The 25,059-nt window shown below is 42.8% G+C and carries 19 protein-coding genes and 1 riboswitch; of the genes, 3 read left to right on the forward strand and 16 right to left on the reverse strand.

The window, feature by feature from the left end; all coding sequences use genetic code 11:
• Positions 1-6: 6 nt before the first annotated feature.
• The 14 genes from ptsP to LI112_RS01655 form a co-directional block, all read right to left on the reverse strand.
• The gene (ptsP, locus tag LI112_RS01590) at positions 7-1,635 is read right to left on the reverse strand and encodes a phosphoenolpyruvate--protein phosphotransferase (RefSeq protein WP_005428347.1); all 1,629 of its coding nucleotides are present in this window, start codon (positions 1,633-1,635) and stop codon (positions 7-9) included.
• 52 nt (positions 1,636-1,687) lie between these two features.
• Positions 1,688-1,945, reverse strand: coding sequence for an HPr family phosphocarrier protein (locus LI112_RS01595; RefSeq protein ID WP_005428348.1), 258 nt, complete (start codon positions 1,943-1,945; stop codon positions 1,688-1,690).
• 83 nt (positions 1,946-2,028) lie between these two features.
• Positions 2,029-2,868 carry a PRD domain-containing protein gene (locus tag LI112_RS01600; protein ID WP_005428351.1) on the reverse strand — a complete coding sequence of 280 codons (840 nt, stop codon included), beginning with the start codon at positions 2,866-2,868 and terminating at the stop codon, positions 2,029-2,031.
• Positions 2,869-2,896: 28 nt separating this feature from the next.
• On the reverse strand, positions 2,897-5,065 hold the full coding sequence (locus tag LI112_RS01605; RefSeq protein WP_005428353.1) for a PTS transporter subunit IIABC: 2,169 nt from the start codon (positions 5,063-5,065) through the stop codon (positions 2,897-2,899).
• Between the two features lie 276 nt (positions 5,066-5,341).
• The gene (locus LI112_RS01610) at positions 5,342-6,355 is read right to left on the reverse strand and encodes a hypothetical protein (protein WP_022389042.1); all 1,014 of its coding nucleotides are present in this window, start codon (positions 6,353-6,355) and stop codon (positions 5,342-5,344) included.
• Between the two features lie 26 nt (positions 6,356-6,381).
• The gene (locus LI112_RS01615) at positions 6,382-7,878 is read right to left on the reverse strand and encodes a carbon starvation protein A (RefSeq protein ID WP_055065894.1); all 1,497 of its coding nucleotides are present in this window, start codon (positions 7,876-7,878) and stop codon (positions 6,382-6,384) included.
• A gap of 223 nt (positions 7,879-8,101) precedes the next feature.
• Positions 8,102-9,853, reverse strand: a complete 1,752-nt coding sequence (locus LI112_RS01620) for a hypothetical protein (RefSeq protein WP_055065893.1) — start codon at positions 9,851-9,853, stop codon at positions 8,102-8,104.
• Positions 9,850-10,773, reverse strand: a complete 924-nt coding sequence (locus LI112_RS01625; RefSeq protein ID WP_022389039.1) for an AAA family ATPase — start codon at positions 10,771-10,773, stop codon at positions 9,850-9,852. The genes LI112_RS01620 and LI112_RS01625 overlap by 4 nt, the downstream gene beginning before the upstream one ends.
• 78 nt (positions 10,774-10,851) lie before the next feature.
• Positions 10,852-11,457 carry an NUDIX hydrolase gene (locus tag LI112_RS01630; protein ID WP_005428363.1) on the reverse strand — a complete coding sequence of 202 codons (606 nt, stop codon included), beginning with the start codon at positions 11,455-11,457 and terminating at the stop codon, positions 10,852-10,854.
• Positions 11,458-11,498: 41 nt separating this feature from the next.
• A complete protein-coding gene (locus tag LI112_RS01635) occupies positions 11,499-12,134 on the reverse strand; it encodes an ECF transporter S component (RefSeq protein WP_005428368.1) in 636 nt (211 codons plus the stop codon).
• A gap of 148 nt (positions 12,135-12,282) precedes the next feature.
• Positions 12,283-12,428, reverse strand: a riboswitch (FMN riboswitch).
• A gap of 564 nt (positions 12,429-12,992) precedes the next feature.
• A complete protein-coding gene (locus LI112_RS01640) occupies positions 12,993-13,973 on the reverse strand; it encodes an ABC transporter permease (protein WP_005428370.1) in 981 nt (326 codons plus the stop codon).
• 12 nt (positions 13,974-13,985) lie between these two features.
• Positions 13,986-15,086 carry an ABC transporter permease gene (locus tag LI112_RS01645; protein ID WP_005428372.1) on the reverse strand — a complete coding sequence of 367 codons (1,101 nt, stop codon included), beginning with the start codon at positions 15,084-15,086 and terminating at the stop codon, positions 13,986-13,988.
• Positions 15,058-16,596 (reverse strand): ABC transporter ATP-binding protein, encoded by a 1,539-nt coding sequence (locus tag LI112_RS01650; RefSeq protein WP_227190128.1) that lies wholly within the window; start codon positions 16,594-16,596, stop codon positions 15,058-15,060. The genes LI112_RS01645 and LI112_RS01650 overlap by 29 nt, the downstream gene beginning before the upstream one ends.
• Before the next feature lie 131 nt (positions 16,597-16,727).
• Complete coding sequence (locus tag LI112_RS01655) at positions 16,728-17,885, reverse strand: BMP family ABC transporter substrate-binding protein (protein WP_227190181.1); 1,158 nt, start codon at positions 17,883-17,885, stop codon at positions 16,728-16,730.
• A gap of 315 nt (positions 17,886-18,200) precedes the next feature.
• Between LI112_RS01655 and LI112_RS01660 the strand changes: the two genes are divergently transcribed.
• The 3 genes from LI112_RS01660 to LI112_RS01670 all read left to right on the forward strand — a co-directional run bounded on the left by LI112_RS01660 (position 18,201) and on the right by LI112_RS01670 (position 21,055).
• Positions 18,201-19,247: an ABC transporter substrate-binding protein gene (locus tag LI112_RS01660; protein ID WP_173904448.1), complete on the forward strand. Its 1,047-nt coding sequence runs from the start codon at positions 18,201-18,203 to the stop codon at positions 19,245-19,247.
• A gap of 93 nt (positions 19,248-19,340) precedes the next feature.
• Complete coding sequence (locus tag LI112_RS01665; protein ID WP_022388000.1) at positions 19,341-20,261, forward strand: ABC transporter permease; 921 nt, start codon at positions 19,341-19,343, stop codon at positions 20,259-20,261.
• A complete protein-coding gene (locus tag LI112_RS01670; protein ID WP_118031028.1) occupies positions 20,261-21,055 on the forward strand; it encodes an ABC transporter ATP-binding protein in 795 nt (264 codons plus the stop codon). Before LI112_RS01665 ends, LI112_RS01670 begins: the two co-directional genes overlap by 1 nt.
• A gap of 971 nt (positions 21,056-22,026) precedes the next feature.
• Here the strand turns inward: LI112_RS01670 and LI112_RS01675 are convergent.
• Complete coding sequence (locus LI112_RS01675; protein WP_227190129.1) at positions 22,027-24,180, reverse strand: Tex family protein; 2,154 nt, start codon at positions 24,178-24,180, stop codon at positions 22,027-22,029.
• A gap of 58 nt (positions 24,181-24,238) precedes the next feature.
• Positions 24,239-25,039 carry a DUF975 family protein gene (locus LI112_RS01680; protein WP_118045064.1) on the reverse strand — a complete coding sequence of 267 codons (801 nt, stop codon included), beginning with the start codon at positions 25,037-25,039 and terminating at the stop codon, positions 24,239-24,241.
• Between the last annotated feature and the right edge of the window lie 20 nt (positions 25,040-25,059).

Here is a 25,059-nt window from a genome sequence, read left to right on the forward strand (position 1 = left end):
ATTTACTTATTCTTCTACTTTCATCTCGCGAACGATTTTACGAAGCTTCAGAACCATGGATGGTGCTACAGAGAGTTCATCCAGTCCCATACGTACAAACTGCTCGGTAAGAGTTGCATCTGCTCCAAGTTCTCCGCAGATACCTGCCCATTTACCACATTTATGCGCATTGTCCACAACCATCTGGATCATACGCAGGATTGCTTCATGATGTGGATTATAGAACTCATCCAGTTTTTCATTCTGGCGGTCAATTGCCAGTGTATACTGGGTCAGATCATTCGTTCCAATACTGAAGAAATCAACCATCTCTGCCAGTTTATCACTGATGATCGCTGCTGCCGGAGTCTCAATCATGATTCCCTGTTCCGGAATCTTATACTGAATCTCCTGTGCTTTCAACTCTTCTTCTACTTCTGCTACGATCTCATAAATTTTCTTTACTTCTTCTGTAGAAGTAATCATCGGATACATGATAGAAAGATTTCCATAAACGGCTGCGCGGAGAAGTGCACGAAGCTGAGTTTTGAAAATTTCCGGCTGTCTCAGACAAATACGGATTGCACGGTATCCCATAGCCGGGTTATCTTCATTACCAAGATTGAAATAATCTACCTGTTTGTCGGCTCCGATATCCAATGTACGGATAATAACCTTCTTACCTGCCATCATCTGTACTGCCTGCTTGTAAGCCTGGAACTGTTCCTCCTCAGTAGGGAAATCGTTTCTTCCAAGATACAGGAATTCACTTCTGAAAAGTCCGATTCCGCCGGCATCATTTTCCATCACATAACCAATATCGCCAACGCTTCCAATGTTTGCATAAATATTAATCTTACGTCCGTCCAGAGTAATGTTTTCTTTGCCTTTGAGTTCCTGAAGAAGCTTCAGTTTCTCAGCTTCTTCCTGTATTTTGGTTTCAGTCTGTGCTTTTGTCTCTTCATCCGGGTCAAAAGTAACCATTCCCTGGAAACCGTCTACAACCGCTGTCACTCCACTCTGAAGAGCTTCCAGATCCATTTTTACTCCGATCAGTGCCGGAATATTCATCATACGCGCAAGAATCGCTGTATGAGAATTGGTAGATCCGTGAACTGTTACAAATGCAAGGATCTTATCTTTGTCCATCTGGACTGTCTCACTTGGGCTGAGATCATCCGCTACAATTACAGATGGCTCGATTTCGCTTAAATCCACATCTCCCTGTCCACTTAAATTACGTACAAGACGTTCAGAGATATCTTTGATATCGGCAGAACGTGCTTTCATATAATCATCGTCCATGGAAGCAAACATCTCTGCGAAATTATCGCCGGTAACCGCAACCGCATACTCGGCATTGACCTGTTCTGTACGGATCATATTCTGGATTGCCTCCAGATAATCCTCATCCTCCAGCATCATCTGATGTACTTCGAAGATTGCAGCACTGGCTTCGCCAACTTCTCTGACAGCCTTGTCATACAGTTTCTGCAGCTGTTCCTGAGATGCTTTTAATGCCTCATCCACACGTTTTACTTCTGCTTCTGTATCTTCGATACGGGTACGTTTTACCTGATAATCATTTTTCTTAAGAACCACGATCGGTCCCATCGCGATTCCTTTATATACAGATTTTCCCTGAAAACACTGCATTCCTTTTCCTCCCTGAATTCAAATGTAAACTGATTCTGGTCGTTCCAGCGAATTATAAGTTATTCTCAAAGAATTCTTTTAATGCAGCAGCTGCAGCTTCTTCATCAGCGCCTTCTGCTGTTACAGTAACAGTGTCACCCTGTTTTACACCAAGAGACATAAGCATCATAAGCTGTGTGAGTTTTTTTGTTTTGCCGTCTTTTGTGATGGTGCATTCAGATTCGAATTTTTTTGCTTCTTTTACAAGAAGTCCTGCCGGTCTTGCGTGGATTCCAAGTTCGTCTTTAATTGTATACTCAAATGTTTTCATAGTTTTGTTCTCCTTTTATATTATGTTTTTGTATTTATATTTATCCTACAGTTACCTTCGACAGTGACATTTAACTTTATATCTTACTCATTGATATCCGTATCTAACATTCTTTCCAGATGCATGGCAAGATATCCGATTTCAATGTCCGGAATCGGAAGCTTCAGGCTCTTTTCCATCTGACGGCAGATTCGCTCTGCTGCCATAAATGCTTCCGGGAACTTTACGGACATATATTCATTCAGATTCATTTTTAATTTCTCACCATGGATTGCACGTGCTACCATATAGCGCACATGATTCATCAGACGATTGTATCCGAGTGACATGACGTCGATAGAATTTCCGGTTTCTTTCTCTACAAGAGAAATACATTCGCGGACTGTTCTGGCAATCTCCATTGCCTGGGAAACATTTTCATCTACGATGGCAGCATGCACATGCAGGGCGATATAGCCAATCTCATGTTCATCTATCTCCAACTGAAGTTTTTCCTTCAGAAGTTCCTGAATACAACTGGCTACTTTATATTCTTTATAAAACATAACACGGATGTCATCAGTCAGCGGGTTGCTGATCTGCTCTCCATTCTGAATGCGGCGGATCGCAAAGTCCAGATGATCTGCCATGGTAAAAAGAATTGTCCGGTCTACTTTGCCAAATTCCTGCTCCGCCTGATTCAGCACTTCGTTTGCAAACTCCAGACAAAGTGGTGAAACCGATTTGAGGATATCTTTTGCCTCTCCTCGCTCTGTCATTTCTTTCAATGAATAAACCTTTGCTTCCGCAGTGACCGGAACAGTTTGTCCCACTTTCTTGCCAAAAGCAACTCCTTTTCCCATAACCAGACATTCCTGGTTATTTTCATCCTGGATTCCCATAAAGGAATTATGATTTAAAATTTTTGCTATCCTGTACAACATCCGTATCTCTTCCCCATCCGGGTAGTTCTTACTGAAGAACCTCGATTTCGAAAAGCGGCTCTCCTGCTTTGACCTGACCCTCATTTAACAGATGGATTCTCTGGTTATCCTCCAGCTCTGTACAAAGAACCGGTGATACAATAGAAGGTGCGTTTTTGCTCAGATAATCCAGATCCAGTTTCAGCATCGGATCTCCTTTCTTCACTTCCTGCCCGCTTTCTACCAGTGCCTCAAATCCCTCACCATTCAGTTTTACAGTATCGATTCCCACATGAATCAGAAGACTGATTCCGGATTCTGTTACAAATCCAATTGCATGTTTTGTGTCAAAGACAAAGGCAACTTCTCCATCTTCAGGAGCACGTACATAAGGATCTTCCGGTGTAACTACCGCACCATCCCCCATCATCTTCTGGGCAAATGCCTCATCCGGTGCTGTAGAGAGCTCAGCCGCTACACCAGTGATCGGGCTGGAAATCACAATGCGGTCGACAACTTTCTGTCCGGCATCTTCTTTCTGCTCACTTACTTCCGGTGTTTCAACACTTTCCGCCGGTGTTTCCAGAGTATCTGGTGCTGTTTCCAGATAATCCTCAAGATTTGATTTGATAACGGTAACATTTGGACCATAAATAACCTGTACGCCAAGTCCCTTATGAACCACACCTGATGCACCTGTTGCCTTTAAAATACCATCGTTTACCAGAGATGCATCCTTAACCGTACAACGAAGACGTGTTGCACAGCAGTCCACATCACTGATATTTTTCTTACCACCAAGACCTCTTGTGATTGCCTCGCTGACCGGATCAGAAGAACCAGCTTCAACAGCACCATTCTGTGCCTCTTTGCGGGCATTTACATCAGCCTTCGTATAAAGCTTTGTTTCTACATCATCATCCTCACGACCAGGCGTTTTGAAATCAAACTTTTTGATCATGAATTTGAAAATAAAATAATATAAAAAGAAATAAATAATACCAACCGGGATAACTCTCATCCAGCTTGTCTTTGCGTTTCCCTGAAGAATACCAAACAGGAAGAAATCAAGGAATCCACCGGAGAAAGTAAGTCCTACGGCAATATTCAGCATATGTGCGATCATGTATGCGCTACCTGCCAGAACTACCTGAACAGCAAACAGTGCCGGAGCTACGAACAGGAATGAAAATTCCAGCGGCTCTGTAATTCCGGTTGCCATACATGCAAGCGCTGCAGACAGAAGAAGGCCTCCTGCCTGTTTTTTCTTCTCAGGTTTTGCACACTGATACATAGCCAGTGCAGCTCCCGGAAGACCGAAGATCATAAAAATAAATTCTCCGGAAAAATATCTTGTTGCATCAGCACTGAAATGTGCAATATTTGCAGAATCAGCTAGCTGTGCAAAGAAAATATTCTGGCCGCCCTGTACCATCTGTCCTGCAACTTCCATTGTACCACCGACAGCAGTCTGCCAGAATGGCATATAAAATACATGATGAAGACCAAATGGAATCAGAGCACGTTTAATAAGTCCAAAAATCAGTGTTCCAACATAACCGGTTCCTGTTACAAGACCGCCCAGAGCGTAGATTCCGTTCTGAACTACCGGCCATACAAAATACAGAAGAATTCCCACAAACATATAGACGATCGTGGAAATGATCGGAACGAAACGGGTACCTCCAAAAAATGACAGTGCATTCGGCAGCTGTATTCTGTAAAATTTATTATGCAGAGCTGCTACTCCAAGTCCTACGATAATACCACCAAAAACGCCCATCTGCAGTGACTGGATACCGCAGACAGAAGTGATCGTTCCCTCAAGAACGGATTCTGCGATCTCTCCATTTGCAAGAATCTGTCCTGTAACTGTCAGCATCGCATTGATCGCTGTATTCATTACGAAAAATGCGATAACTGCTGATAAAGCTGCAACTTCTTTTTCTTTCTTTGCCATACCAATTGCAACACCAACTGCAAAAATCAGTGGCAGGTTATTAAAGACTGCACTTCCTACGCTGTTCATGATCACCATCAGGGAATGAAGCAGTGTTCCGTCACCCAGAATCTTTGTCAGGCCATATGTCTCAATCGTTGTTGCATTGGTGAAAGAACTTCCGATACCAAGAAGAAGTCCGGCTACCGGAAGGATTGCGATCGGGAGCATGAAGCTTCGTCCAACTCGCTGTAAAACACCAAAAATCTTGTCTTTCATCTGACACTCTCCTTCTATATATTTGGTAGAAGTGAGTATGCATAAGTGCCTTAATCAACCGGTTTTTGTTACTGTTTACAGCAACTTTTGTACAAAAAAAGGCACTAATATACATAAACACTCCTAGTTATGTATAGTTAATGCCTCCTGAAATCGAGTTACACACTACAACTGATGAAAATATAACACGTCAGCCCAGAACTTGTCAACCCGCTATTTTATATTTTTACTGATTCTATTTTTACTGAATTACTGTCCACTCCGTTCACAGCAGCTTTACTGATACATAGCATTCAAAAACATTGGCTTAATCGCAACTACCTCATCATATTCTTCCTGCGATACTTTCACATCACTGTTCAATGCTTTGAGATCTTCCTTGACAATTTCAAGTGCCTGGCCTTTTTCTTCTGCACGTCCCTGTTCGATCACTCTCTGCATCCGTTTCAGTACCGTCGGGTGAGCATATCTGGCAGGTACCGGAAAATCCGGATAACCTTTAACGTAATCTTCCATTTGCTTTCGTGCCTGTTCATCCTGGCTCATGATTGCTTTTCGATTATTACGTGCCGTTGGCAGAACACTGAAACCGGCAAAAGTAAAAACAGCAGCGATACCAAACAAAAGAAAGTATACTGCAAAATCATTGTGTACAATAAATGAATAAATTCCTGCCGCCACTGCTACAAATCCCAGCATAGTAATTGCCATTGCCACCCAGCGATAGCTTGGGCTTGTGCACTGATAGGTCCGTCGTCTTCCCGCCGCCCGGCTCAGATTCTCACTTAACTGAGGTTTCTGGTCCAGGTAATCAATGGCCCTCTGAAGCTTTGCCACTTCTTTTTGTGACTGAGTGGTTATTTCCGGTCTGGAACGCAGCTCCCGTTCTTTCTCTGCTTTCTGCTTTTCCAGCTTCGCTTCCGCGGCCTCACTGAGCAGCCGTATCTGTGGCTGCTCAGCTGAAAGCAGTTTCAAAAGATCATCTACCTGATTTTCATATTTGAAATTGCATTGTTTCTGCTGTCCGTCATCATACTCCACAACCAGATACGGAATACTGGCAAACATTCCTTTTCCAGAAAATCCACCCTTACTCATAGCCACGCGTTTAAAGACGCGTCGGACCGCCGTAAAAGGAATATAATAGCACCTGTCTACATAAAAGCTGTTCAGGTAAATTGCTTTCTTTCCGATCCCACAGGGGCCGACCTTACGACAGGATTTTCTGTCTTCCTCAAGTTCCGGTGCCGGAAGCTGAGATGTACTAAGTGGATGTGGTTTAAAAATCATGATATCAGACCTCACTTAAAATAGTTTCAGGCAGCTGCATGTTTCTTCGCTGCGCGAAGGAAAATAACAAGAAGTACGATTGCAAAAATAATACCTATCGGATAAGCTACAGCTGTATTATAAACAACTGCGCCTTCTGCCGTTTTGGAATTGATCAGACCGCCAAGACATTCCGGTGCAAGGATGAAATATGTACTGGAAACTGCACTCATAAAAGTGGCCGGAACTGCTGTGATCCAGAAGTTTTTCTTTTCACTTACCAGATACATGGATGCTGCCCAGAGAACGATCATTGCAAGTGTCTGGTTTGTCCAGCTAAAATAACGCCAGATAACTGTATAGTCAATTGCGCCAACTGCATTACCAATACCAAGAACAGCGCCAACACCAAGAACCGGAATACAAAGTTTCAGTCTGTTAGCGTATCTTCCCTGATCAATATGGAACCAGTCAGACAGAGTAAGTCTTGCTGAACGGAAAGCCGTATCACCTGAAGTAATAGGACATACAACAACACCGATCATCGCAAGTGCAATACCAACACCACCCATTGTCTTGGAACATACATCATAGATAGCTGCTGACTGGCCACCGGAAAGAATTTCTGCAAGACCTGTATTCAGTCCGCCTGTAACTTCATAAAGAGCACATCCTGCTGCTGCCCAGATCAGAGCAATGATACCCTCAGCAACCATTGCACCATAAAATACAAAGTGACCCTGTTTCTCACTCTTCATACAACGAGCCATCAATGGTGACTGTGTAGAATGGAAACCGGAGATTGCACCACAGGCTACAGTAATAAACATAAAGCTCCAGATTGGTGTTCCTGCCGGATGCATACTGTACATATGACTCCAGATTTCAGGAATCGTAAATTCAGGGTTTGTATAGATTCCTATGATAACACCAACTGCCATAATGATCAGGCAGAGACCAAATACCGGGTAAATCTTACCGATGATCTTATCAATGGAAATAAATGTTGCAATAAAATAATAAACCAGAATAAGAATAAGCCAGAACAGTGTAGTGGTAAGAACACCTGACAGCCCGCCATTCTTACACAGTGTAACAATAAGACCTGCAGGACCTACTGCAAAAACAGTACCAACCATGATCAGGAGTACTACTGAAAATACTCGCATGATGTTCTGCATAACACCGCCGAGGTATTTACCTGTAAATTCTGCTACTGAGCTTCCCGAATTACGTTCGCTGATCATTCCAGAGAAGTAGTCATGAACACCGCCGGCAAAAATTGTACCAAACGTGATCCAGAGAAATACGATTGGTCCCCACAATGCACCCTGCATCGCACCAAAAATAGGTCCCAATCCTGCAATGTTAAGAAGCTGTACAAGGAACAGTTTCCACTGTGGCATCACTACATAATCCACTCCGTCGTTGATGCTTACCGCCGGGGTTTCACGATCATCTGGTCCAAAAGTGTTATCAACGACCTTACCATAGGTAAAGTAACCGATAATCAGAAGTGCCAGACACAAAATAAAACTGATCATTTAAATCCCTCCCTCTACTGCAATTCACAGTTGTCATATTTTTGTCAAAGTATGGCAGATCAGCTTACCATACACTCTGCTTAGCAATTATTATTATAAAACTTCTCGTTTAAAAAACAATAGTTATTGTTAAATTTGTCTATTATTCTTATAAATATACAGGAATATTGTATACAATTTTATTTGTCTATTCCATAACATCTTTGTTATTTATTTATCATATTTATAAATCAATTTTACTTATTTCCTTCTGGATCAGCAAACCTGCTGCCCTGGCCAACTGTCCGACCTCCTGTATTCTGGTATATTCTTTTCCATAAATTATTTCTGCCTTCAATGCGCCTGCATCCGTTCCCATAAATACAGCAGAAACACAGATGCCTTTTCGTTGCAATGCCCGCACTTCAGCCGCTGTATCATTAACAGCTGCCTCATCTCCATAGTCCTTTCCAAATGGAAACTGTTCTGAAGACTGTATACGAAAACTGTCATTTGGTTCCGCATCCGTCAGTAAAATAAGCAGATGACGGTCAGCTGATTCACTATGGGATCTCAGAAGTTCATTCATCTCCCGCATGACAAGTCCGTCACGATTCCAGCCAGTTGCAAAGTATCGAAAAACGTCATCACTTTTTTTCTCCTCAAATGCCTTCAGAATCCGAAGCACTGTATATCCGCGTACACTGCAGAATTCCGAAACTCTGACCGGAATATGACATGCCTGAAGACTTTCTGAAAGAATCACTCCCTGCGCAGCGATCATTTCCTGATACTGTAATCTTGACGCAGACGCATCCAAAAGAAGATCCACCGTAAACAGTGGCTTTTTCTCTTCATAATTAGCATGAAAGACCCGATTATCCATGACATATTCCGATCTCCACACTCTCGCAGGATCCAGGCGTCCAGATCTGCCAGGCAGTATATCCGGCTGCTGATGAACCATCATACAATTTCTTATCTGTGACGAAAGCTGTGCGATAATACTCTGATACAGTTTTTGATTTTTATAATAATATATTCTGTTTCTTTCCATCTGAAGCTGTGCCTGATTTCTTAGATAACGGTTTTCTGCTGATATTTTCTCTTTTGGAATATATTTTCCATCCGTAAACCATACGTGGCAGCCTGCGTGATTTCCTTTACAGAGTTCTTTCTCGGTCCTTGCCAGTTCCTGTTTTGAATACAGTGACCTTCCAAAGCAGTTTTCTATATATGCATGATCGGTTTCTTCTTTTTTTAAGATCATATGACTGCTGCTTTTATTCTGCATGATTCCATTCTGGCTGCTGTCAGCCTGTGAAGAACGCATTACCACAACCCGGTCTGTCTTTACCAGTTGAGCCGGCATGATTCGAGTCAGCAGCCTGGCCGCTGTTCCAGTAAAATGGAGCATTAATGGTTTTCTGATATGCTTTTTCCCATCAAATAAATAAAAAGTTTTGTAAATACTTACCAGTTTCTCTATAATTTCTTCCTGTGACACTTTATTTTCCGGAGTCAGAGCCAAAAGCAATTTTTTCTCAAATGGCGTCATCACTGGAAGTTTTCTGCCTGATACTCTGCTCCACCTGGCAGACTGCAGGGTATATACCAATTGATTTTTGCTCATCCATTCCTGCCGTGACAGCTTATACTCTCCTGCAAAAAAAGCTTCTGCGTAATCCATCCGCACATCTTCCAGTGCCGGTCTAATCGGAATTTCAAGCTTGTACACGATCGGTTCTATATAAAGCCAGGCCAGATCATCCAGCATCTGCTGCCGGCTATCTCCCTGCCATCGCACAAAAAGTTCTGTAAGTGTCTTTTCGCCAAAATATTTATATGCAAGTCCTATGACCAGATTCATATAAAAATCCGGCCTGTTTTCCTGACTGTGTATTGCCAGAAACATTGGTTCAAAATCATAATGACCAGCAGCACCCCAAATCTGATTGGCGGCCCGTCTCTGTACTTCTGTATAAGATCCGGTCATCCATCAAACACCTCCGAAGCTTTGAGTTTCATGGAAATCCTGGCATTCATCACATCGCTGAGCAGAGCCTGCTCATAACTGTCAAATATTTTATTTGTCACGCCAAGATCAAGAGCATCTCTGACTGGAATTCCTTTGTGCATCAGGCTGATTGCATCCAAGAGTCCACGAAGATCCATTGCTTTTGAAGTCAGTTCTCCACTTTCACATTTTTTCTGGATATCCATAAAAAGTAATCCAAACTGCTTATTATATTTAGAAGAAAGATCTGGAAACTGTTCTCTTAAAAGCCTCTGCAGATCTTCCAGTGTAAGTGCAGGCATACGGATCACTACAAATCTTGACGCAAGTGCTTCATTCAATTCTCGTGTTCCTGCATAGTTATAGTTCATCGTTGCAATAAAGCGAGTATCGTCTGCCAGAGTTATTCTTTCATATCCGGGAACGTCTATAACCCGCCTGAAATCCAATGCAGAATGCAAAACTGCAAGTGCTTCATTTCTTGCCATATTGATCTCATCGAATATACCAAAGCCTCCATTGCACGCACAGCTGTATACTGGTCCTGGTCTGAATTCAACCTTCCCGTTTCTGAAAGTATCCGTGCCGATAAGCGAAGACGCATCCATATTGACATGAAATGAGATATCCCAGGCAGGACGGCCGAAAACTGCTGCCAGATTTTCCGCAAGTACATTTTTCCCCGTGGCTTTTTCACCTGAAAGCAATAGATTCTTTCCACACAAAAGTGCTGCCAGGGCTTCCTCCCACACTTTTTTGCCATAATAATAAAAATGAGGTACAGGAATCCTTCCATTCAGCTCCTCCTTCACCGGATGAGCCGCAGAAAACTCCTGTACCTCCTGAATCAGCTTCGGACTGATTCCTTCCTCTTTTAAAAAATCCATTATTTCTTTCATCTTTAACGCCTCACATTCATGTGTAAAAAAAAACTGAAATGTCAATCCACACAAGGCGGTCATGACATTTCAGCTATATTAGTTCAAAAACTCAAATGGATCCTCATCCTTTAAAAAATGCATCAGCATATAGGCACACATAATTGCCACACGTTCTTCTTTGAGGATTCGTTTTACTTCGGTACGGTCAGCGAGTACGATTTCAATTTCCTCACTGTCTTCCTGTGCTGCCTTACTGATCTCACCGCTGGCATAGCCGTATACAGTTGCACAGGATTCATCTGTCATACCTACTGTTGTAAAATACGGCTTTTCGAATGCAGGATCTACTTTCAAAGGTTCCAGTTTAAGACCAGTTTCTTCATACATCTCACGGACTGCACCTTCATGGAAATCTTCGCCTGGCTCAACCAGACCTGCCGGAAATTCATAAATGTAATCGCCCAATGTGTAACGATACTGGCGTACCAGAACAACCTTGTCCTTCTTTTGTCCATAGATACTATAAATGATCACACCATCCGGATCATTACGTCCGGTCTTCAGTTTCAGCGCCGGAACATCCTTTGCTCTGGATGCCACGTAATAAGACACCGGGGTATTGTGAACACTTGTAGCATCCACATGATACAGATTGACAAAACGGTTATCTGTCATTTTTTCTACATTATGAATCTTTCCCATGGGTTTCCTCTTTTCTGCACACTCTGTCTGCTGTGCCTGAATCAGTCTCCCTTAAGGATAACACGAATTCTTTTATAAATAAAGAATACGATTACAGAAATCAGAATATATTTAAATAAGTTAAATGGAACGATGATCAATGCTACAAAACCAAGAAGGCTGTTTACAGAAGGATGTACTGCTGATCCCATTTCAATAAATGCTTCGATCGGCATACCAAATGCTTTGCCATATGCCGGAAGCAGTACAAATGCATTCATAAGGCAGGCTGCTGCTGTTGTCAGTACTGTACCTGCTGCCATTCCAATAACGGCATGTTTGCGACTCTTGTTATGATGCAGTCTGTAGATGATTCCTGCCGGTACAACAAATGTACATCCAAAGAGGAAGTTTGCAAAATCACCAACACCTGCTGTCATAGTTCCCATTGTTACAAGATGCACCAGAACTTTTACCACTTCGATCAGGATACCTGCGATCGGTCCCATTGCGAAGGCTCCTACCAGTACCGGAATCTCAGAGAAATCCAGCTGATAGAAGGATGGTGCCAGGAATGGGAGCGGGAATTCAAAATTCATTAATATTCCGGCGAGGGCTCCAAGCATTGCGATCTGTGTGATCGTTCTTGTACGACTCCTCTCCATTACGTTTCCACTTTTTAAAACCTGTTCACTCATACTTATCTCTCCTTTTTGAATTGTTCTTTTTTTCTAAAAGAAAATTCTACGCTATGCTGCAGATAAGTTTAGTGGGGAGATTAGTTTCTGCTGCATAAAAAAATCCCGGGAATAATCTTCCCGGGGTACTGAGCACGTATGAATTATTCGTGTTCTTCTCTCATCCAGACTTTACTGTCGGTTCCGGAATTCTGACTTGTGCCAGTCACCGGATCAGCCGCCTTACGCGGGTCGCGGACTTTACCGCCGGTAGGGAATTCCAACTGCGTCGGTCACCCTGCCCCGAAGAATTTTCTTTTATATTTCTGTATTATATAACTAACTTTATAAGAATGCAATATAAAATTAGAAGAAAAATGATGGTATATGACGGAAGGGGCTAGCTTGTTTATTAAACATCAGCCTTCCATAATCCAATATATTAATATAAGAAAATTCCTTTCCCGCATGTCCTTCATTTTCTTCACTTTAAATTGCCATGGGTGCCCCACAGGCTCGCGCTCCGCGCTGATATCTGGTCACTGGCGCCAGTGGCATCAGCCACTACTCCAAAATAAAGTACGGTGAGAGCAAGGATAATATAAAAACCAGGCAAAATTTTCGCAAATGTTTCTCTGGTACGTTCTCGCCTGAAGAACTTCGTGAAGGTTCCTGGTTGTACAGGTTTTTGCGTTGATACAGAAAATGCTGCTGTTTGAGCATCTTTGATGCGAGTTCAGCATTTTCTGTATTGTTCTTAGCAAAGTTCTGTACACCTTGGTACCTTAGAAGTTCTGAATTGAAACGTATCCAGAGGAACATTTATCGAAAATCCCATCTGGTTCATTTAATTATCCCATAATCACCGGGAATCCTTTATTATCTCTCCTCACGGAAATACGGTAATCCAAGTCCCGCCGGCGGCTGGTGCTCCTTCTTCTTTCGGAAGCTTGTAAACACCAGTACGATAATCGTTACCACATACGGCAGTGCCTTGAACACCTCCTGCATACTTCGTCCCAGTCCCGGGATATACAGATACAGGATATAAAGTGCTCCAAAAAGGAACGCTCCCCAGATTGCATTCAGTGGTTTCCACAGGGCGAAGATTACCAGCGCAACTGCAAGCCATCCACGGTCACCAAATCCATTGTCTGTCCAGGTTCCGCCGGAATATTCCATTACGAAATAGAGTCCGCCAAGTCCGGCAAGCCCTGCTCCGATACAGGTAGACAGATATTTGTATTTGATAACATTGATACCTGCTGCATCTGCTGTTCCAGGATTCTCGCCAATTGCACGAAGATTCAAGCCTGCTCTTGTCTTAAATAAGAAGAAAGACAAAACCACCGCTACGATCACACAGAGATATGTCATAAATCCATAATTGAATAAAATCGGTCCGATCACCGGAATCTTAGATAATCCCGGGATTTTGGCTGTGTAAGCACTTCCTGTTACTTTTACAGAAATCTGTCCGACACCACCGGCAAGTTTGGAAATAGAACCACCAAAGAAGTTACCAAAACCTGTACCAAAGATTGTAAGAGCAAGACCGGTTACGTTCTGATTTACACGAAGAGTAATGGTCAGGATACTGTAGATCAAGCCACCGATCATTGCACATGCAAAGGCACATACAAACGATATCAGGACACCTATAAATGCATTCGGATTCGGGTTATCTTTTTCATAAAGAAAAGCTCCCATCAGGCCGGCAATACCGCCCATATACATAATTCCCGGAATACCAAGATTCAGGTTTCCGGATTTCTCCGTCATAATTTCACCAAGCGCACCATAAAGAATACAGATGCCCTGGACAATTGCTTTTTGAATAAAGATGGTCAGTACACTCATTGCATCTACCTCCTATTTTTTTGTACGCTTTACTCTGTAGTTGATAAAGAATTCTGCCCCGATCAGGAAAAACAGAATAATGCCGAGAATAACATCGGATGCATTTTCATTCAATCCATACTGAGTCGCAATCTGAACAGCACCCTGATTCATAAATACAATACCAAAAGATACAGCCACCATAATAAAAGTATTGAATTTGGAAAGCCATGCAACGATGATTGCTGTAAATCCACGCCCTCCTGCTGTTGCAGTAGAGATTGTATGGCTCGCACCACTTACAATAACAAATCCTGCGATACCACAGATTGCACCAGAGATTGCCATGGTACGGATAATAACTTTCTTTACATGGATACCGGCATATTTTGCAGTATTCTCACTCTCACCAACTACAGCAATCTCATAACCCTGTTTGCAGTATTTCAGATAAATGAACATCCCAACAGTCAAAATCAGAACGATCAGAACATTCCAGCCGTATTTCTGTCCAAACAGTTCCGGCAGCCAGCCTGCCTGTGTTGCCTGATTAATGATACCAACAGTATTGGAACCTTTTGGATTTTCCCAGAAAACGATACAATATGTAACCACCTGCATGGCAACATAATTCAGCATCAGAGTAAAAAGTGTTTCATTTGTATTCCAGTATGCTTTGAATACCGCCGGGATCATACCCCATATCATGCCGCCAAGTGCACTTGCAATAAACATAACAATAAGTAAGATCACCGGTGACATTTTATCACCTGCATAGATCATCACCGCTGCGGAGCAGGCTCCACCAATCAGGATCTGGCCTTCTGCACCGATATTCCAGAATTTCATTTTGAATGCCGGAGCAAGTCCGATTGCAATACACAGAAGAACCATCGTATCACGTATTGTCTGCCAGATACGACGTTCCGATCCCATCGCTCCATCCCAGATTGCTTTATATACATCTACCGGATTCATCTTGACAAGTGCGACGATTACAGCACCGCACACGATCAGTGCAAGGATCAGCGCAATAAATCGAATCAGCAGTCTTTCCTGCCATCCGGCTTTGTTCCTTCTTTTACTTACCTGTAAGAAAGGTTCTTTATTCATTGACAACCCCTCCTTTTTCATGTTTCGTCATGAGAAGACCGATTCCTTCTTTGGTTGCAGTTCTGCCATCAACCACTCCACTGATTTTTCCTCCACACAGTACCGCAATGCGGTCACAGAGTTCAAGTACTACATCAAGATCTTCAATTACGCAGACAACTGCTACGCCTTTTTTCTTCTGCTCATTCAGAAGCTGATAAATAACATGAGAGGTATTGATATCCACACCGCGAGTCGGGAATGCTACAAGAAGAACTTTTGGATTCTGTGCGATTTCTCTTCCTACCAGAACTTTCTGTACATTACCACCTGACATCTGGCGGACCGGTGCAGAGATACTTGGTGTCATAACTTCCAGCTGATCTTTGATCTTCTCTGCAAGCGCTCTTGGTCCTTTACGATCCAGGAAAGGTCCCTTTCCATTACGATAGCTTCGGATCATCATATTGTCTGTCATATCCATATCACCGACAAGTCCCATACCAATACGATCCTCTGGAACGAAAGCAAGGCTGATTCCCGCTTCATTAATGGAAATAGAATCCATTCCGGAAAGTTCCATTTCGCCTCCGTTATCATCCAACAGACGTATGGAACCGCTTTCTACATTCTGCAGTCCTGCAATCGCCTCAAGAAGTTCTTTCTGTCCACTTCCTGAAATACCGGCAATTCCAAGAATCTCCCCTGTATTGACTGTCAGATCCACATCATCCAGTGTCTTGACATCTTCTTTGTCCTTACAGTTGATTCCATCAATGATCAGACGCGGTTTTACATTTTCAGGTTTCGGACGTTCGATGTTCAGATCTACTTTGGCTCCAACCATCATTTCTGAAAGACTCTGCACATTGGCCTGTGCTGTCTCTACCGTGTCAATATACTGACCCTTTCGAAGAATTGCAACGCGGTCAGACAAAGCAAGAACCTCCTGCAATTTATGGGTAATGATAATGATCGAACATCCATCGTCACGCATGTTTCGAAGAATATCGAACAGCCTGTCGGCTTCCTGTGGCGTCAACACTGCTGTCGGCTCATCCAGGATCAGGATCCTTGCTCCACGATACAGCATCTTCACAATTTCAACTGTCTGTTTTTCAGAAACGGACATTTCGTAGATTTTTTTGGAAAGGTCCAGATCAAAACCATATTTATTGACCAGTTTCTGAATATCTTCGGTTATTTTTTTCATATTGAGTCTGGCCTTACCAGGCAGGCCCAATACAATATTTTCTGCTGCCGTAAGTACATCTACCAGTTTGAAATGCTGATGTACCATACCTATTCCTAATTCATAGGAGTCTTTTGGCGAACGGATTTTTACTTCCTTCCCATTTACAAAAATATGACCTTCATCTGGATAATAAATTCCATAGATCATATTCATCAGAGTCGTTTTACCACTTCCATTCTCACCTAAAATTGCGAGAATCTCTGATTTCCTCAGTGTAAGATTTACATGATTATTCGCCTGGACTGATCCAAATCGCTTGGAAATATCTCTAAGCTCAAGTGCATAAGTTTCTTCCACTATCGTTCCCTCCTTTTATCTGATATATTGTCATATCTGCAAAAGAAACCTCCGCCCTGAAGACTTTCTTTGCACGTATAACAAGAAAAAAAGCAGAGCTGCTGACCCAGCAGCTCCGCCTGTTTCAGATCTTATTCTGTGATAGATGTGATTCCATCGATAGCTACATCGAATGCCGGTGCAGAACCATATTCTGATTCATGGAAATATCCGTCAGAAACATATTCTGTATCACTGCCATCTTTCTTATAAGTAGTAAGTTCTTTGCCATCTACTGTAAATGTAGAAGTATCGAATACATGAAGGGATCCGTCTGCAAGTGCATCTTCCACTTCTTTTACTTTTTCGTCTGTTCCTTCTGCTACAACTTTCTCATTGAGAGGTGTGATCTTGTCAGCGCCGTCGGAGAAGCCTTTGCACCAGTCAGTATCAATTGCTGTTCCATCAAGCATGCACTGTACTGCATATGTGTAATATACACCCCAGTCCATAGATGCAGAAGTAAGAGCTGTATTCGGTGCAACAGATGTCATATCAATATTGTATCCAACGCAAGGAACGCCTGCTGCTTCACATGCTGTCGGAGCACCTGTTGTATCTGCGTGCTGGCTGATCAGAACACATCCATCAGAAATCAGCGCATCTGCACATTCTTTTTCAAGGTCGAAGCTTGCCCAGCTGTTTGTATATTTTACTTCCATAGTTACGGACGGGCATACACTCTTTGCGCCAAGGTAGAAAGAAGTATATCCGGAAATAACCTCTGCGTACGGGAATGCACCAACATAACCCATCTTGCAGCTATCTTCTGTGATCGTTCCATCTTCGATCATCTGATTCAGTTTAAGGCCAGCTACTACACCGGACACATAACGAGCTTCATAAATGTTTGTGAAGTAGTTGTGCATATTGGAAAGTCCGCTTGATGCTGCCTGAGTTCCGGTTGCATGACAGAACTGTACGTCCGGATATTCTCCTGCGGCTTCAAGGATATAAGTCTCATGTCCGAAGCTGTTTGCAAAGATGATCTGACATCCCTGATCTGCAAGGTCTGCTGCTGCATCGTAGCATCCTTCATCTTCGCCGATCAGAGTTTTTTCGATAACCTGTGAATCGTCAAGGCCAAGTGCCTCCTGCATTTCATCGATACCAGCCATATGAGCTGCTGTGTAACCTTCGTTCTCATCGCCGATGTAGATTGCACCAATCTTGAGGTCTTCCTTTGCAATACCCTTGCCACTTTCGCTGTCGTCACTTGCGTATACAGGTGCAGTCATAGTAACTGCCATAGCTGCTGCAAGTCCAATTGCCAATGCTTTTTTCATTCTTCTTTCCTCCATTTTCTGTGCTCTTACTCCTGTTACGGAACAAAAGAGGCACAACTTTCTCAGTTACGCCTCTTTGCAAGTACTTTTACTATACATGGCAATTTTTAAATTGTCAATAAATTTGCAAAAAACGTACTATTTATTTGATAACCTAATTTTTTTTTGTATATTAATAAGGAAATAATAATTTTCTTGACTTTTTCACGTTAAAGCGTTATACTTTAGAAAGTTAATTTGATTCGAACATGAATCAGTAAAATCAGGAGGTTTAAAAATATGAAAAAGCAGATTTTAGCAGGCATTCTGTCTGCAACAATGGTAGTTGGCATGGGTGGTGTCAGCGTATTTGCAGCAGATAAAGCAGATGATAAAACATACAACATCGGTATCTGCCAGCTCGTACAGCACGAAGCACTGGACGCTGCAACACAGGGATTCAAAGATGCGATCACAGAAGAACTTGGCGATAAAGTAACTTTCGATGAGCAGAACGCTCAGGGTGATTCCAATACATGTTCTACAATCATCACCGACTTTGTTTCTAAAAACGTTGATCTGATTCTTGCAAACGCTACACCTGCACTTCAGGCAGCATCAGCAGGAACATCTGATATCCCGATTCTTGGTACAGCTGTTACAGAATACGGTGTAGCACTTGATCTGGATGATTTCGATGGAACTGTTGGCGGAAACATCTCCGGTACATCAGACCTTGCTCCGCTTGAAGATCAGGCTGCAATGCTCAACGAACTGTTCCCGGATGCAAAAAATGTTGGTCTTATCTACTGTTCAGCAGAAGCCAATTCCCAGTATCAGGTTGATACAGTAAAAGCAGCTCTTGAGAAATTAGGTTACACATGTACTTACTATGCATTCTCAGACTCCAACGACCTCTCTTCTGTTGCTACAACAGCAGCTACTGAGAGTGATGTGATCTATGTTCCGACTGATAATACTGTTGCCTCTAATACAGAGATCATCAACAACATCTGTCTTCCGGAAAAAGTTCCGGTAATCGCAGGTGAAGAAGGTATCTGTGAAGGATGCGGTGTTGCCACACTTTCCATCAACTACTATGACCTCGGTGTTGCTACCGGTAAAATGGCTCTCAAAGTTCTTGTAGATGGTGAAGATATTTCCAAAATGCCAATTGAATATGCTCCACAGTTCACAAAAGAATACAACCCGGAAATCTGTGAAGAACTCGGTATTGAAGTTCCGGATGATTATGTAGCAATCGGTGCAGACGAAGAAGAAGCTTCTGATGATGATGCAGCAAAAGACGAGACAGCTGAAGAGGAAACAACCGAAGAGGCTGAATAATTTTCGAAGATAATCAAACATTACAAATATATGCAGGCAGCGGGAAAGGAATTATCCTTTCTCGCTTTCTGTGCTATCAGGAGGAACTGAAAAATGAATATTCTTACTTTAATCAATGCACTTCCAGGCGCTGCTGCGCAGGGTCTGATCTGGGGAATCATGGCAATTGGTGTTTATCTCACCTTCCGTATCCTCGATGTAGCCGACCTTACTGTTGACGGCACCATGTGTACTGGCGGTGCTGTCTGCGTTATGATGCTGATGAGCGGTCACAGTGTGTGGGTTTCTATGCTTGCTGCTACCGGAGCCGGAATGCTTGCCGGTCTCGCTACAGGTATCTTCCACACATTCATGGGAATCCCTGCGATCCTCGCTGGAATCCTGACTCAGCTTGGTCTTTACTCTGCCAACCTTAAGATCATGGGAAAAGCAAACCAGGCAGTAAACGGAAACAAATTTGATCTGCTTGTTTCCCTCCGTAATGTAAAAAATGTTCCATTTTATCAGAATACAATTTTCATCGTTGCAATCTTTATCGTTGTTCTGATTGCAATCCTTTACTGGTTCTTCGGTACAGAACTTGGATGCTCCCTCCGCGCTACCGGATGTAATCCGAATATGTCCCGTGCACAGGGAATCAATACGGATGTATGTAAAGTTCTTGGTCTTATGATCTCCAACGGACTGGTTGCGCTTTCCAGTGCTCTCCTTGCACAGTATCAGGGATTTGCTGATGTCAACATGGGACGTGGTGCTATCGTTATCGGTCTTGCTGCAGTTATCATCGGTGAAGCAATCTTTGGAAAGATCTTCCGTAACTTTGCGCTTCGTCTTCTCAGCGTTGCTTTTGGTTCTATCCTCTACTATCTGGTACTCCAGACAGTTATCTGGATGGGTATTGATACAGACCTTCTGAAGATGCTGTCCGCACTTGTAGTTGCAGTCTTCCTTGCTGTTCCATACTGGAAAGCAAAGTATTTTTCTAAACCAGTAAAACGTGGAGGTAACAAATAATGCTAGAACTTAAGAATATATATAAAACCTTTAATCCTGGAACCATTAATGAGAAAGTGGCTCTGAATGGTCTGAACCTTACACTGAACGAGGGAGATTTCGTCACTGTTATCGGCGGTAATGGTGCCGGTAAATCCACGATGCTGAACGCTGTTGCAGGTACCTGGATGGTCGATGAAGGCCAGATCATCATTGACGGAATCGACGTTACCAAATTATCCGAGCACAAAAGAGCAGCTTACCTGGGACGCGTATTCCAGGATCCTATGACAGGAACAGCTGCCACAATGGGAATTGAAGAAAACCTTGCCCTTGCAAAACGCCGCGGAAAAACACGTTTCCTTAAATCCGGAATCACAAAGAAAGAACGCGAAGAATATAAAGAACTTCTGAAGATTCTTGGCCTTGGCCTGGAAGATCGCCTTACTTCCAAAGTCGGACTTCTCTCCGGTGGACAGCGCCAGGCACTTACTCTGCTGATGGCAACCCTCCAGAAACCAAAGCTTCTGCTCCTCGATGAGCATACCGCAGCCCTTGACCCGAAAACAGCAGCCAAGGTCCTTGAGATCACTGAGATGATCGTAAACCGCGATCATCTGACAACAATGATGATCACTCATAACATGCAGGACGCTATTACACACGGAAACCGCCTGATCATGATGATGGAAGGAAAGATCATCCTGGATATTCAGGGGGAAGAAAAGAAGAAGCTTACGGTAAGAAATCTGCTGGATCAGTTTGAGAAAGCCAGCGGACAGGAGTTCTCCAATGATTCTGCTCTGCTGAGCTGATATGGGGATTGCGTTAAAGATATGGTTCGTTATTTACGAAAACATTAAAGAAGTACTATTGATATTACTATTCATATTACTATTCATATTTACGCAACTAATTAAAGATATATGATTCTTCAACGGCTTCATCATCCGGAAGTACTAAGGAATAACCCTCGTGTTAAATACATTCATAAAAATCACAAACTCGCTGACGCTCAAACAGTGTGATTTTTATGAATAACACACTCGGAACATTCCTAAGAACTTCCAGGATTCTTGCAGATGTTGAATTAATCATATATCTTTTTTAGTTGCTGTAATTTGGGAAAAATATACTTTATGTTCACAGCAAGAAAATCGTCTCAATTCATTCTATAGTTTCTATAATAGCTCCAATCATAATTCTACTCATATTTTCTATAATATTCTTAAGTCTATTTTTAATTCCAAATATTTTATCTTTACCTTCTCCCCCATCTCGCTCAGCTGCCTCCTTCCCGGAGGGATCCCGACCACAAACGACACTATAAATAGCGCTGTCCAGGTCAAGGGAGCTTTTATAAAGCTGGCGAAAATGTAAAAACGGGCTGCAGATGGGATGAATATAGGCGTAAGTACCGGTATGTTGAACGGGCAGGTATAATGTGCATGAATTCCAGAAACCACTGCAATCGTCCGTAGAAATACTCCCTACGCGATACTACAATCAGCGCTGTCCAGGTCAAGGGGGCTTTTATAAAGCTGGCGAAAACGTAAAAACGGGCTGCAGATAGGATGAATAAGCTACTCTATATGTACCTGTAGAAGTACTTGGCGTATAGGACTTTGCGTTAATACAGAAAATGACACTGTCTGAACGAAGTGAGTTTGTCATTTTCTGTATTGTATTTAGCAAAGTTCTCATGCGCTTAGTACTTCCAGGTGCATGCAGCCGTAGCATCATTCATCCTATCCGCAAGCCCGTCATATAACAATTCTTTCCTGCTTTATTTGATCCCCTTCATGGACAAGCTGATTCGCTTCTTCTTTAAATCCACTCCAATCACTCGTACATCTACAACATCCCCAACAGACACTGCCTCCAGTGGATGTTTGATATATCTCTCTGTCATTTCAGAGACATGCACAAGTCCATCCTGATGTACACCGATATCGACAAATGCCCCAAAGTCAATTACATTACGTACGGTTCCTTTAAGGATCATGCCTTCTTTCAGGTCCTTCATATCAAGTACATCTGTTCTCAGTACCGGCTTCGGCATCTCATCACGAGGATCTCGTGCCGGTTTTTCCAGTTCTTTGACAATATCACGAAGTGTCGGTTCACCAACTCCAAGCTCTTCTGCCAGTTTTTTGTAATTCTTAATCTGTCTGGAAATACCACTCAGTTTACCGGCTGTGATATCTTCTGGTTTGTATCCCAGTTTTTCCAGAACCTTCTGCGCAGCTTCATAGCTTTCCGGATGAACACTTGTCGCATCCAGTGGATTCTTTCCGCCTGTGATACGTGCAAAACCTGCACACTGTTCAAATGCTTTCGGTCCGAGTTTTGCAACTTTGAGAAGCTCACGACGACTTTCAAATCTTCCGTTCTCTTCACGATAAGCCACGATGTTCTTCGCAATCACTTTACTGATACCTGAAATATATTCCAGAAGGGATGCAGATGCTGTATTCAGATCCACCCCAACTTTATTTACACAATCCTCTACGACTCCACTCAGAGCCTCTCCGAGCTTCTTCTGATTCATATCATGCTGATACTGTCCTACACCGATAGACTGTGGAGTGATCTTGACCAGCTCTGCCAGCGGATCCTGCAGACGTCTTGCGATAGAAGCCGCACTTCTCTGTCCGACATCAAAATTCGGGAATTCCTCAGTTGCCAGTTTACTTGCGGAATATACAGAAGCTCCTGCCTCATTTGTGATCACATACTGTACCTTCTCCGGAATTTCTTTCAGAAGTTCTACAATGATCTGCTCAGATTCTCTGGATGCTGTTCCATTGCCCAGAGAGATCAGAGAAACATTATACTTTTTGATCAGCTTCTTAAGTGTTTCTTTTGCAGCGCGGATTTTTGCATCATTTGTCGGCGCTGTCGGATAAATAACAGTTGTATCAAGGACCTTTCCTGTCTCATCTACAACAGCCAGTTTACAGCCTGTACGGAAAGCCGGGTCCCATCCAAGAACTACTTTACCAACGATTGGAGGCTGCATCAGAAGCTGCTCCAGATTCTTTCCAAATACATGGATTGCCCCGTCTTCGGCCTTTTCTGTCAGATCACTTCGGATCTCACGCTCAATCGCAGGTGCGATCAGACGTTTGTAACTATCTTCCACTACTTCGCGAAGAATCGGTTTTGTAATTGGATTTTCTTTTGTAATGACCTGTTTCTGAAGCCATCCCATTGCTTCTTCTTCCGGTGCATTGACTTTAACCGTAAGGATTTTTTCTTTCTCACCACGATTCAGGGCAAGTACACGATGTCCCGCAAGCTTTTTGATCGGCTCTTCAAATTCATAATACATTTCATAAACAGAAGATTCTTCCGGTTTCTTCGCTGTAGAAGCAACAGAACCCTTGTCCATAGTCAGTTTACGAAGATAAATACGGTAATCTGCCTCATCAGAAATATGCTCCGCAATAATATCTTTGGCTCCATTGATCGCATCTGCTACTGTTTCCACACCTTTTTCTTCCGATACAAAATCCTGTGCTTCTTCTTCAATCGGCTTGACTGTCATCTGAAGCATAATGATATTTGCCAGCGGTTCCAGTCCTTTTTCCTTCGCAATGATCGCACGGGTACGACGTTTCGGTCGGAATGGACGATAAAGATCCTCTACTACGACCAGTGTCTGTGCATCAAGGATCTGTTTCTTCAACTCTGCCGTCAATTTTCCCTGCTCTTCAATACTTCCAAGTACCTGATTCTTTTTTTCTTCCAGATTACGAAGATAGGTCAGTCTTTCATGAAGAGTACGAAGCTGTTCATCATTTAAAGAACCCGTTGCTTCTTTACGGTATCGGGAAATAAACGGGATAGTACAGCCTTCGTCAATCAATTTGACTGCAGCTTCTACCTGCCATTTTTCCACATTAAGTTCTTTGGTTATCACCTGAATAATATCCATTATAGTCTCCTTTATCACGCATGATAATCATTGTATCTTTTATATTTTGTTTTCTGTTCTATGCTTCTGAATTATAATCATCACCGGTTCGGTCAGATATCTCCTGGATTCCCGTATGCTGCCGGTCAGTTCTCTGCTGATCGAGTTCTCCTGTTACATACATATAAAATGCGGTTTCTGTAAACTGCATATACGGCATCAGCCACAGCAGCCCAATATAAAGAGTAAACAATGACAAAAACAGCAGTGGGACAAAACTAAGCTCCAACATCAGATACTGCCAGATGTGCCCCTTCATGGCATGTGTACTTGCTTTCAGTGCCTCTATACCGCCCATTTCCGGATCATCAGCCAGAAAATAGAATGCCAGTGCAAATGGCACTGTAAAGATTACACTCAGTACCATTGCAAGAATCCACGCTCCCAAAAGAAGCTGATACCAGTGAATCATGCTTTCCACAGTATTTCCCGGATTTACCATATAAGTCACATAATAGAATGGAATCTGCACCACTGTATCGATCAACGCCACGACCAGTCCGGCAACCAGTACTCTGTCCGGCTGGTTATGAAACATATACAGCAGATCACTCAGGCTGTAATCCCTGCCTCTGCAGATATTCAGCTGCATATAGCTGTATCCGGTACTGAAGATCATTCCTATCAGAGATACAATAAACACAAAAATTTCGCTTAATACCAATGCAAATACGGAATCTCCCGGAAACAGCTGTACAGCAAAAATATTTCCGATAAAATTAACAGCTACAACGGCCAGCATTGCAGCAATTGCAATCCCCCAGTTTCCCTTCAGATTACTCTTTGCATAGGATTTCCAGTACTTTCTCTGTCCAGTCATTTTTCTCCTATCTGCCTTTT

This window comes from Blautia sp. 210820-DFI.6.14 (assembly GCF_020558815.1).
GTDB classification, from domain to species: Bacteria; Bacillota; Clostridia; order Lachnospirales; family Lachnospiraceae; genus Blautia_A; species Blautia_A obeum.